This is a genomic window from Arsukibacterium sp. (assembly GCF_033721375.1).
Taxonomy (GTDB): Bacteria; Pseudomonadota; Gammaproteobacteria; order Enterobacterales; family Alteromonadaceae; genus Alishewanella.
This window is the reverse complement of the sequence record NZ_JAWWAP010000005.1, coordinates 228,627-240,544: the sequence shown is the minus strand read 5'-3', so window position 1 is coordinate 240,544 and position 11,918 is coordinate 228,627. Positions and strand designations below refer to the sequence as shown.

Here is an 11,918-nt window from a genome sequence, read left to right as displayed (position 1 = left end):
TATTCAGGTCGGCTTTTTTTTTAAAACCAACGGCATCGCAGAGCCCTGCACAAAGGTTCCCTGCCAGCTGCCATCCTGCCATGTCGCGCTGTAGCTGGCATTAATAATAGCTGAGCTGAAGGTCATTTCTGCTGGCGTGATATTAAATTTGTCTACCGGAATACCAAAGCTTTGCTGTTTCGGGCTGTCGAGTGTCACATGATAACCATCGCCGGCTACTGCTATGTTTAAAACCAGCGGCAGGCGGGCACTGTTATTGATAATTAGATCACCATACCAGCTACCTTCATTTTCCAGCATTTCCAGCTGTGCCTCATTCAGTTTTGTTAAGTTAAGGGTAAGGGTTTTACCCTGGGTAAACTCTCCCTGCAATTGTCCGTCTACCAGGGTACCGCTAAAACTGGCATTGAGCTTATCATCCTGAAACTGCACCCTGTTACCATCGATATTAAACTGACTGGGACTGTAATCAAACATGCCTTGATTAGGGCTGTCCAGGGTTAGGCTGTAGCCCTTTTCTGAATGGGTAATATTAATACCAATAGTCAGCGCCGCCTGCGGTGCCATCTGCAATTTACCGCGCCATTTGCCTGTTAACTGTTCTGCGTCTGCTGGCGATGCAAATATTATCATGAGTAACAAAGTGAACCATACGAGTGGCTTGTGCATAATCATCTCCTTTGCAGTGTTGTTGATACCAGCTAAGTGTAACGGCGGAAAATAGCAAGTAGTGGCTTTTATGTCTAACGGCGTTTTTTATATATTAAAGGTAAAATGCCAAAATAACGCTAAGCTGTAATGGCTGAAGCACGGCATCACAGCAACAACATTGTCCTCAATTGGAAGGTATTATGAAGTTAACTGAGCAGCAATGGCAACAACGTTTAACTGAGGAACAGTATCGGGTTACCCGGCTTAAAGGTACCGAATACCCATTTACCGGTCAGTTACTTCACCACACGGCAGACGGCACTTATCACTGTATTTGCTGTGGTGCGGTGTTATTTTCATCTGACACCAAGTTTGATGCCGGCTGCGGCTGGCCCAGCTTTTACCAGGCATTGGAGGGCAGGGTAAAATATCACACCGATACCAGTCACGGTATGCAGCGTACTGAAATCCTTTGTAGCAACTGTGACGCGCATCTGGGGCATGTGTTTGACGATGGCCCGGCGCCAACCGGGCAGCGCTATTGTGTAAACTCGGTAAGTTTACGCTTTCAGCATGAGACAAAAGCCTGAAATTAACCTGTTGTGGTTGTGGTAAGGTTTCAATATCTATTACAATGTGCCGCCTTTAATAAACAAGCTGTACCCTACAAAAAAACAGCACAAGGCTCCGATTAATTCATCTTCTTGAAGTAAAAGGCCGACACATGACCCTATCACACGCAGAGCAGTACCAGAAAAGCTGGCAGGAACGCCAGGAATATGCCGAAAATATGCAGCCTATCATTGGCCGGCTATACCGCAACAAAGGAATAGAAGTGGTGGTGTATGGCCGCCCGCTGGTAAACGCTACCACCATCGACATTATCAAAGCCCATAAAACCGTAGAACGGTTTGAAGGTGAAAAACTGCGGTTGCGCGAATGTTTTCCGGTATTGGAAGCGATCAGCAAAATGAATCTGGCACCGGGCCGGGTTGACATCGGCAAACTGGCTTATGGTTTTTTATTTAAAAACTCAGGTGCTGGCTTAAATCTGGAGCAGTATCTAGCACGTGAGTTAAGCGATATTCTGGACCGTGAAGATAAAGTTCAGGCAACCGATGTTGTGCTGTATGGTTTTGGTCGGATAGGTCGTTTACTGGCGCGGCTGATGCTGGAGCGGTCAGGCCCCAGCAGCAAATTGCGCTTGAAAGCTATCGTTGTGCGTGGTGGTAAAAAAGGGGATTTAGAGAAGCGGGCCAGTTTGCTGCGCCGTGACTCTATTCATGGCCCCTTTAATGGCAGCATTACTGTAGATGAAGAAAACCAGGGTATTAAAGCCAATGGTACTTTTATCAAGGTGATTTACGCCAGCTCGCCTGAAGAAGTTGATTACACAGCCTATGGCATCAATAATGCGCTGGTGGTCGACAATACCGGGATCTGGAAAGATGATAAAGAACTGGCGATCCACTTCAGGAGTAAAGGCACTGCACGGGTACTGCTAACCGCACCGGCAAAAGGGGAAGTACCCAATATTGTTTATGGTGTTAATCAGGACATGATCCTGCCGGAGCATAAGTTCGTGTCGGCAGCAAGCTGCACCACTAATGCTATTACCCCGGTATTAAAAGCCCTGAACGATGAATTCGGAATTCGTAACGGCCATGTTGAAACGGTGCATTCTTACACCAATGATCAGAATCTGATTGATAACTTCCATAAAGCCGAACGCCGGGGCAGAGCAGCGCCATTGAATATGGTTATTACCTCTACCGGTGCTGCCAGTGCAGTGGCTAAAGCGTTGCCGGAGCTGAAAGGTAAACTGACCGGCAATGCTATCCGGGTACCGACACCTAATGTTTCGATGGCGATTTTGTCGTTAAACCTGAATAAAGAAACCAGCCGTGAAGAGCTGAATGCCTTTTTACAGCGTACGTCCCTGTTCTCAGAGCTGCAGGACCAAATCGATTACACCAGTTCTACAGAAATTGTGTCGTCTGATTTAGTGGGTTCACGCTATGCCGGTGTCGTCGATTCGCAAGCGACTATCGTAGATGGCGATCGCTGCGTGCTGTATGTCTGGTATGATAACGAATTTGGTTACAGTACTCAGGTGATCAGGGTTATGAATGATATGGCTGGCATAAAATACCCAACCTTGCCGGTTGCTAAAGAATAGCCTTTGCTTTTCTGCTAGTAAAAAGCCGCTTTACGCGGCTTTTTACTTTTTTGGTACCTTAAAACGATTTACTTTAAAACTACCTACTTAAAATTGTCTTTCTTTAAACTGAAGCAATAAAAAACGGCCGTTAAAACGGCCGTTTTTTTGAAACTGAAGCTGCTTTGCTATTACAGCAGAGTTACGTTAGCAGCTTGCGGGCCTTTCTGGCCTTGTTCAATTTCGAAAGCAACGCGCTGGCCTTCGTTTAAGGTTTTGTAACCTTCAGTCTGGATTGCACGGAAGTGAACGAACGCGTCAGCGCCGCCGTTATCCTGAGTAATGAAACCGAAACCTTTATCTGCATTGAACCACTTTACTACACCAGTTACTTTAGCCATGAATGACTCCTAAAAATTTAAATATTAAAAATTACGCTTGATGCGCTATTAGCCTGACTGTTACTTATGTGGCCAAACGTGCGTGAATCTTCAGGGACATGACTTACTATGAAGCTGTGTAGCGAAGTGTTCAAAAACATGTTGTTACATAGGTCTGATCTACAGGCCGGGAGATATAATATCAGGTCTGCTTTGAATGTATAGTTTTTATTCTTTCAATAATAAAATTAATTAAATAAAAAAAACCGGCTGATAGCCGGTTTTTTTAACTGAACGAACTAAGCTATTAAAGCACAGTTACGTTAGCAGCTTGAGGGCCTTTCTGGCCTTGTTCGATTTCGAACGTTACGCGTTGACCTTCGTCTAAGGTTTTGTAACCTTCAGTCATGATTGCGCGGAAATGAACGAACGCGTCAGCGCCGCCGTTATCCTGAGTGATGAAACCGAAACCTTTATCTGCGTTGAACCACTTTACTACACCAGTTACTTTAGCCATGAATGACTCCTAAAAATTTTAATGGAACTAAATTACGCTTAATGCGCTGTTAGCCTGACTGTTAAATTTACTTATGCGGCCAAACGTGCGTGAATCTTCAGGGACATGACTTACTATGAAGCTGTGTAGCGAAGTTTTCAAAAACATGTTGTTACATAGGTCTGCTTTACAGGCCGGTGTGCACTTTAACAGGTCTGGGCTGAATGTATAGCTTTATTATTGATTTATTCAATTTAATTGAAAGAAAAAGCAAAAAACCGGCCTGAAGCCGGTTTTTTGCTGGTTTAGCACGGGTGCTGTCAGCTTATTTGCTGCCTATTGCCTGCTCTGGAGCAACGTAGGCAAAGCCCAGGGCTTCAGCGACACTCTGGTTAGTCACTTTGCCGTGATACACGTTTAAGCCGGCCAGTAAGTGTTTATCTTCAGTCAGGGCCTGTTTGTAGCCTTTATTGGCCAGACGAATAATAAAGGGCAGCGTTGCGTTGTTCAGGGCAAAGGTAGAGGTGCGCGGCACAGCGCCTGGCATGTTTGCGACACAATAGTGAACAACATCATCAACAATGTAGGTTGGATCGGCATGGGTGGTGGCACGCGAGGTTTCGACACAGCCGCCCTGGTCAATTGCAACATCTACAATCGCTGAGCCGGGTTTCATCCGTTTAATGTGCTCGGCAGTAATCAGCTTTGGTGCTGCTGCGCCTGGCACCAGTACACCACCGATAACCAGATCAGCTGCCAGCACTTCCTGCTCTAACGCTGCTGCAGTTGAATAAATTGCTTTTACAGCACCGTTAAACTGCGCATTTATCCGCCGTAGGACATCAACGTTGCGATCCAGTACCGAAACATCGGCACCCATACCAACTGCCATCTGTGCGGCGTTAGTACCTACCATGCCGCCGCCGATAACCACAACTTTAGCCGGTGCCACACCGGGTACGCCACCTAACAATACACCCCGGCCGCCACAGGACTTTTCCAGTGCCCGCGCACCGGCCTGAATTGACATCCGGCCAGCCACTTCAGACATTGGCGCCAGCAATGGCAGGCCGCCTTTACTGTCTGTTACCGTTTCATAAGCAATACAGACGGCTTTGGATTTAATTAAGTCTTCTGTTTGTGGTAAGTCCGGAGCCAGATGCAGATAAGTGAACAGGATCTGACCTTCACGCAGCATTGCCCGCTCAACAGCTTGCGGCTCTTTTACTTTGACAATCATTTCCGCTTTTTCAAACACTTCAGCAGCAGTGGCTAATACCACAGCGCCGGTTTCCGTGTAGTCTTCGTCCGTAAAACCAATGCCAATGCCGGCGTTGTGTTCAACATAAACACTGTGGCCATGGCCGATTAATTCGCGCACGCTTGCTGGTGTCATGCCGACACGGTACTCGTGATTTTTAATTTCTTTTGGGATGCCGATTATCATAATATTCCGCCCTGTAGGTAAGAGGTAAAATTTGTGCGCAGTATACAGAGTAAAATGCAGAATTAATGCTTGTTTTAAGCAGCTGCCTTAGTGCAAAATCCTGTTTAAATTTTAAAATAGGTGGTTTTCACTGCGATGTACTCTTTAAGCAAAAGTATCAAGAAGTTAGACCGGATTGATCGAAAAATACTGACGGAACTGCAACACGATGGCCGCCTGGCCAATGTTGAACTAGCCAGGCGGGTAGGGTTAAGCCCGACACCTTGTCTGGAGCGGGTGCGTAAGCTTGAAGCCGAAGGTTATATTATAGGCTATACCGCCCAGGTTGACCCCCATAAGGTCGGCGCAGCATTGCTGGTGTTTGTGGAAATTACCTTAAGTAAAACGTCGCCCGAAGACTTTGATGAATTCAGTAAAGCGGTTCAGAAACTGGCTGAAATTCAGGAGTGTCATCTGGTGTCGGGGAGCTTTGATTTTCTGCTTAAAACCCGGGTTGCTAATATGGCGGCTTATCGGGAACTGTTAGGGGAAACACTGCTCAGATTACCCAGCGTGCGGGAAAGCCGGACCTATGTGGTGATGGAAGAAGTGAAACAAAGTAGTTTTGTTGCTATGAACCTGTAACTGGCAACTGCTGCATTGGCCAGCAACATGATAACAGATACAGCAGGGGTTAATCTTAGCTGGGATAACGTTGACAGACTTGGTTGGCTGCGAGGTCTGATAATGAAATAACCGGTGCGGCAGTTCAAGGCGCTGATGCACTTTTTTGCTGGCTCTGGTATGGTATTAAGGTCTGCGCAGACAGCATAAAAATAATGAGGCCCTTCATTTGCAAAGCAAACAATTATTTCAGTTAAATGGCGTACAGCGCTTGCTCGAAGTAGGATTGATCCTGTTCTGGGCATTGGCACTGTTTTTACTGCTGGCTTTATTTTCGTTTGACCCGGCCGATCCAAGCTGGTCGCAAACCGGCTACCAAACAAATGTCAATAATTACGCCGGACCCATCGGCGCTCAGGTAGCCGATATGCTGCTGTTTAGTTTTGGCTGGGTGTCTTATCTGGTGCCATTTCTGATTGCGGTATTTGGTTACTTATTGTTTAAACGTTACCACGATGTATTTGCGCTGGATTATCTTATTCTGGGGCTGCGGCTGATTGGCCTGGTGTTAACGCTGATTAGTGCCACTGCGATCAGCAGCATGAACTTTAATGATATTTATTATTTCTCATCCGGCGGGGCCGTTGGGGACGTCACCATCAGCGTGCTGCTTCCTTATTTCAATTTTATTGGAACCAGTCTGCTACTGTTGGCGGGTTTTGCGACCGGCCTTACGCTGATGACCGGTATTTCCTGGTTAACCGTAGCCGATTATCTCGGTATTGCCTGCTTTCGGGCAGGACAAGCTCTGGCGACCTTGCCCGGCTGGCTGGGAGAGCGCTTTGGCAGTGCTCCACCTGAGGATAGTGATAACGCGGATGAACCAGCAACACTGACACTGAGTCAGCCTCAGAAACAGTTGACACAACAACGTGCTGAGCCGGCTCTTTATAATGAACCGAAAATAACGGAACCGCTGCCGATAAAACCGCTGAATCCGCAAACGGAAGCAAAATCATATTACAGTATGGATCAGCTGGCAGATGAACAGCTGTCATTCAGTGCTGTCGATGAGCCATTAAATCGGGAACACATTTCAAAAACGCTGGCGCAGCTTGAACCGCAGGAACAAATGGACCCGTTAATGCAGTTTCCTGAAGATGAAGAAGATGCCGATGACAGTGAGGAAGTGCAGCATACTATGGAAGAGCTGCCGTCACTGGCACTGCTCGATCGCCCCGATAAAGCTCAGAATCCGATTGACCCGGCAGATTTAGAACGGGTATCCAGACTGGTTGAAGCCAAGTTACTTGATTTTAACGTTGAAGCCCGGGTAGTCGGTGTTCATCCCGGCCCCGTTGTGACCCGCTTTGAACTGGATTTGGCGCCCGGGGTTAAGGTCAGCAAAATTACCGGCCTGGCGAAAGACTTAGCTCGGTCACTGTCGGCAATAAGTGTGCGGGTAGTGGAAGTGATCCCTGGTAAGTCCTTTATCGGTCTGGAGTTGCCGAATCAGCACAGGGAAATTGTCCGCTTATCAGAAGTGATTGGCGATGAGGTATTTACCGAGTCGAAATCGGCATTAACCATGGTGCTCGGCAAAGACATAGCCGGTAAATCTGTGGTGGCAGATTTAGCAAAAATGCCGCATTTACTGGTCGCTGGTACTACCGGTTCCGGTAAGTCAGTTGGCGTTAATGTAATGATCTGTAGTCTGCTGTACAAATCGACTCCGGATGACGTGCGGTTTTTAATGATTGACCCGAAAATGCTCGAGTTATCAATTTATGAAGGAATACCGCATCTGCTGACTGAAGTGGTTACCGACATGAAAGATGCCGCCAATGGTCTGCGCTGGTGTGTTGGCGAGATGGAACGGCGGTATAAACTGATGTCAGCGTTGGGAGTACGGAATTTAAAAGGCTATAACGCTAAGGTTAAAGAGGCCATAGCGGCTGGCGAGCCGTTGAAAGACCCATTGTGGAAGCCATCCGACGATATGCGCACTGAAGTGCCGTTATTGGAAAAACTACCGGCAATCGTCGTGGTAATTGATGAATTTGCCGACATGATGATGATAGTTGGCAAAAAGGTAGAAGAGCTGATTGCCCGGATTGCCCAGAAAGCCAGGGCGGCAGGCATTCACCTGATACTTGCGACACAGCGTCCATCGGTTGATGTAATTACCGGCTTGATTAAAGCTAATATTCCGACCCGGATTGCGTTTCAGGTGTCATCCAAAATTGACTCCAGAACCATACTCGATCAGCAGGGCGCTGAGAGCCTGCTGGGCCAGGGCGATATGCTATATTTGCCCCCCGGCTCAGGAGTGCCAAACCGGGTGCATGGGGCTTTTGTTGATGACCATGAAGTTCATGCAGTAGTAGCCGACTGGAAAAAACGCGGTAAACCTAATTATATTTCGGAAATTTTAAGTGGTGAAACCAGTGAGGAAAGCCTGCTACCGGGTGAAACACTGGAAGGCGATGATGGCGAAGCTGATCCGTTATACGATCAGGCAGTCGCTCATGTTATTGAAAGTCGCAGAGCATCTGTTTCCGGCGTCCAGCGCAAGTTCCGGATAGGGTATAACCGGGCGGCAAGGCTGGTAGAGCAAATGGAAATGAGTGGGGTGGTCAGTGGTCCTGGCCATAATGGTAACCGTGAAGTCATGGTGCCGGCACAACCTAAAGGGTATTAAATGAAGAAACTGGCGTTAATTGCATTGTTGTTCAGTAATCTCACTCTGGCGCAACAAGCTGCCCCGGTCGAGTTTGCGCCGCATTTAAAACAGCTGCAGCAGCAACGGCTGAGTGCCGCGGATGGCAGCGCAGAGTTGCTGGCAGAACTGGCCAGAATAGACAGTTTTTCTGCCCGTTATCAGCAACAGGTATTCGATGCTCAGCAACAGCTGTTGCAGCAGGGCCAGGGCAGATTACTGCTGAAAAAGGTAGCGCAGTTCAGGTTTGAAGGTGAAGAACCCGAGCCGGTATTACTGGTTAGTGATGGCGTAAACCTGTGGTTTTACAACGAATTGCTGGAACAGGTTAGTATTTATGATGCAAAGGCACAGGTAGGGCAAACCGCATTTGCCTTACTGACCACAACAGATCCTGAACTTTGGCAACAGTATCAGGTTATCGCGCAGCAAGGCATGTTTATTATCCATCCGCTGGATAGCAATAACCCGGTGCAACAACTGATGCTGGCCTTTGATGAGCATGGGATCAGTGAAATGACGGTGATTGATATTAACCAGCAACAAAGTGTCTTTCGCTTTACTGATGCCCGGTTAAACCCAAAGATTGCTGATAGCCAGTTTCAGTTTACGGTTCCGCCAGGCGTTGATATTGATGATCAACGTCAACAATAAAAGTTATGGCTAATTTACCGTTAGATTTCAGTGATGATATCAGACCGCTGGCTGCCCGGCTGCGGCCTCTCACCCTTGCTGATTATGTTGGCCAGCAACATTTAATCGGCCCGGGCACGGCGCTTAATCAGGCGATAGTGGCCGGTAAAGTATTCTCGCTTATTTTATGGGGCCCGCCCGGCACTGGTAAAACAACGCTGGCAGAGCTGATAGCACGGCATGCTGATGCCAAATTACAGAAACTGTCAGCGGTGACCAGCGGTGTTAAGGATATTCGTCAGGCAATAGCGGACGCGCAACAGCGCCAGCAGCAGTATCAGCAGCGTACCTTATTGTTCGTCGATGAAGTGCATCGCTTTAATAAAGCGCAGCAGGATGCCTTTTTACCTTACATTGAAGATGGCACCATTATTTTTATTGGTGCCACCACGGAAAATCCGGCATTTGCGCTTAATAACGCTATTTTATCCCGCGCCAGGGTTTGCGTGCTGAAAAATCTGACTGACGACGATTTACGTCAGGTATTGCAGCGGGCGCTGACAGATACTGAGCTTGGCCTTGGTGCCATGCAGCTGACAATAACAGCCGATGCCGAACAGTTATTGCTGCAATTGGCCAATGGTGATGCCCGCAAACTGCTTAATATTATTGAGCAGGCCGCTGAGCTTAGTCAGGCAGATTCTGGCACAGATACTGGCACAGATACTGGTACTGATACTGGCATAGGCCGGCAACTTACAGCGGCAATAATTAAACAGATTGTACCAAGACAACTGCCGGGTTTTGATAATCAGGGTGATATGTTTTATGACCTGATATCAGCTTTTCATAAATCGGTGCGGGGCTCTGATCCGGATGCGGCTTTGTACTGGTATTGCCGGATCCTGGCCGGCGGTGGTGATCCGTTATATGTTGCCAGGCGGCTGCTGGCGATCGCCAGCGAAGATATAGGCAATGCCGATCCCAGAGCGTTAACACTGGCGCTGAATGCCTGGGATACCTTTAGCCGGGTAGGGCCGGCAGAAGGGGAAAGGGCAATAGCTCAGGCTGCAGTCTATCTGGCGCTGGCACCAAAGAGCAATGCCGTATACACCGCGTTTAACCAAATGCGTCAGCTTGCTGAAGAGTTACCTGATTATCCGGTACCACTGCATCTTCGCAATGCCCCCAGTAAATTGCAAAAGCAAATGGGCCATGGCGAGGGGTATCGCTACGCTCATAACGAACCCGGTGCCTATGCTGCCGGTGAGTGTTATCTGCCACCTGAGCTGGCAGATAAGCAATTTTATCAGCCGTCGGACCGGGGTATGGAAAAACAACTGGCCGAAAAGCTGCGTTACTTGCGCCAGCTTGATGCGCAAAGCTCACAACAACGCCATAAAGAGTAAGCTTTATTTAAGCAAAGCATTTCAATTTCAGCCCGAGCTGGTTAATATTCGGGCCTGATATTTTAACCTTGTCTGCCAGTTTTGGCTTCAGCCGACAGAAGAACTTATTATTATGCTAGATCCAAAATTTTTACGTACTGAATTAGCGGTCACTGCGGCGCGTCTGGCCAGCCGTGGCTTTACCCTTGACGTGGATAAATTCACCAAACTGGAAGAGCAGCGCCGGGTATTACAGGTACAAACTCAGGAATTGCAGAATCAGCGCAACAGCAAGTCTAAAGGGATTGGCCAGGCCAAAGCCCGTGGTGAAGACATTGGCCCTTTGCTGAAAGAAGTAGACGGCTTAGGGGCAGAATTGGATGCCGCTAAAGTAAAATTAGATGAGGTGTTAGCCGAGGTTGAGCAATTGGCGTTAACCATCCCGAATTTACCGGACGAGTCTGTCCCGGTCGGTGCAAATGAAACTGAGAATACCCTGGTACGCCAGGTTGGTGAGCCGCGGCAGTTTGATTTTTCGGTCAAAGATCACGTGGAATTGGGTGAAGCCTTTGCTGAGGGCCTCGATTTTGCGGCCGGTGTAAAGTTATCCGGCACCCGTTTTATTGTGATGAAAGGCCAGATGGCAAGGCTGCACCGAGCGCTGGCTCAGTTTATGCTGGATTTACACAGTGGCGAGCATGGCTACACCGAATTGTATGTACCTTATCTGGTTAATCACACCAGTTTATATGGCACGGGTCAGTTGCCAAAGTTTGGTGCCGATTTATTTCATACCCAGCCGGCAACTGAAGAGGGGCAGGGCCTGGCGTTAATTCCGACGGCAGAAGTGCCGGTAACGAATCTGGTGCGGGACAGCATTATCGACGCTGCTGAATTACCGTTAAAGTTTACCGCTCATACGCCGTGTTTTCGCAGTGAAGCCGGCTCTTATGGCCGCGACACCCGGGGTCTGATCCGCCAGCATCAGTTTGATAAAGTGGAACTGGTACAATTAGTACAACCCGAGCAATCCATGCAGGCGCTGGAGCAACTGACCGGCCACGCTGAAAAAGTATTGCAGTTACTGGGTTTACCGTACCGGGTTATGCTGTTATGTACCGGCGATATGGGCTTTGGTGCCTGTAAAACCTATGATCTGGAAGTGTGGTTGCCGGCCCAGAATACCTATCGGGAGATTTCATCGTGCAGTAACATGGCTGATTTTCAGACCCGCCGGATGCAAGCCCGCTACCGCAGTCCCGATATGAAAAAGCCGGAGTTGCTGCATAGTTTAAATGGCTCAGGCCTGGCTGTTGGCAGAACCTTAGTGGCCATTCTGGAAAATTATCAGCAGGCAGACGGAACGGTCTTGATCCCAGAGGTACTGCAACCTTATATGGCTGGTCAAACCCACCTAAAATAATATGGTAGCGCTTTAACCCG

11 protein-coding genes are annotated in these 11,918 nt (G+C 48.1%); 7 read left to right on the top strand and 4 right to left on the bottom strand.

Going from position 1 to position 11,918, the window contains the following annotated elements:
• Positions 1-3: 3 nt before the first annotated feature.
• The gene (locus tag R3187_RS09635) at positions 4-669 is read right to left on the bottom strand and encodes a hypothetical protein (RefSeq protein ID WP_318966617.1); all 666 of its coding nucleotides are present in this window, start codon (positions 667-669) and stop codon (positions 4-6) included.
• A gap of 182 nt (positions 670-851) precedes the next feature.
• Here R3187_RS09635 and msrB point away from each other — a divergent pair, with 182 nt between their 5' ends.
• Both msrB and R3187_RS09625 read left to right on the top strand, forming a co-directional pair.
• Entirely contained in the window at positions 852-1,241 is a 390-nt protein-coding gene (gene msrB, locus R3187_RS09630) for a peptide-methionine (R)-S-oxide reductase MsrB (RefSeq protein ID WP_318966615.1), read from the top strand.
• A gap of 134 nt (positions 1,242-1,375) precedes the next feature.
• Complete coding sequence (locus tag R3187_RS09625; protein WP_318966613.1) at positions 1,376-2,830, top strand: glyceraldehyde-3-phosphate dehydrogenase; 1,455 nt, start codon at positions 1,376-1,378, stop codon at positions 2,828-2,830.
• A 170-nt stretch (positions 2,831-3,000) separates the two neighbouring features.
• Here R3187_RS09625 and R3187_RS09620 read toward each other — a convergent pair whose 3' ends face one another.
• The 3 genes from R3187_RS09620 to ald all read right to left on the bottom strand — a co-directional run bounded on the left by R3187_RS09620 (position 3,001) and on the right by ald (position 5,132).
• Positions 3,001-3,210 carry a cold-shock protein gene (locus tag R3187_RS09620; protein WP_213994945.1) on the bottom strand — a complete coding sequence of 70 codons (210 nt, stop codon included), beginning with the start codon at positions 3,208-3,210 and terminating at the stop codon, positions 3,001-3,003.
• Between the two features lie 286 nt (positions 3,211-3,496).
• The gene (locus tag R3187_RS09615) at positions 3,497-3,706 is read right to left on the bottom strand and encodes a cold-shock protein (protein ID WP_019674401.1); all 210 of its coding nucleotides are present in this window, start codon (positions 3,704-3,706) and stop codon (positions 3,497-3,499) included.
• 304 nt (positions 3,707-4,010) lie between these two features.
• Complete coding sequence (gene ald / locus R3187_RS09610; protein ID WP_318966609.1) at positions 4,011-5,132, bottom strand: alanine dehydrogenase; 1,122 nt, start codon at positions 5,130-5,132, stop codon at positions 4,011-4,013.
• A 135-nt stretch (positions 5,133-5,267) separates the two neighbouring features.
• Between ald and lrp the strand changes: the two genes are divergently transcribed.
• The 5 genes from lrp (at position 5,268) to serS (ending at position 11,898) form a co-directional block, all read left to right on the top strand.
• Positions 5,268-5,756 (top strand): leucine-responsive transcriptional regulator Lrp, encoded by a 489-nt coding sequence (gene lrp / locus R3187_RS09605; protein WP_318966607.1) that lies wholly within the window; start codon positions 5,268-5,270, stop codon positions 5,754-5,756.
• Positions 5,757-5,964: 208 nt separating this feature from the next.
• The gene (locus R3187_RS09600; RefSeq protein WP_318966606.1) at positions 5,965-8,436 is read left to right on the top strand and encodes a DNA translocase FtsK; all 2,472 of its coding nucleotides are present in this window, start codon (positions 5,965-5,967) and stop codon (positions 8,434-8,436) included.
• Positions 8,437-9,108 (top strand): outer membrane lipoprotein chaperone LolA, encoded by a 672-nt coding sequence (gene lolA / locus R3187_RS09595; protein ID WP_318966605.1) that lies wholly within the window; start codon positions 8,437-8,439, stop codon positions 9,106-9,108.
• A gap of 5 nt (positions 9,109-9,113) precedes the next feature.
• Positions 9,114-10,496, top strand: a complete 1,383-nt coding sequence (locus R3187_RS09590) for a replication-associated recombination protein A (RefSeq protein WP_318966603.1) — start codon at positions 9,114-9,116, stop codon at positions 10,494-10,496.
• 112 nt (positions 10,497-10,608) lie between these two features.
• On the top strand, positions 10,609-11,898 hold the full coding sequence (gene serS, locus R3187_RS09585) for a serine--tRNA ligase (RefSeq protein WP_318966602.1): 1,290 nt from the start codon (positions 10,609-10,611) through the stop codon (positions 11,896-11,898).
• Positions 11,899-11,918 lie beyond the last annotated feature (20 nt).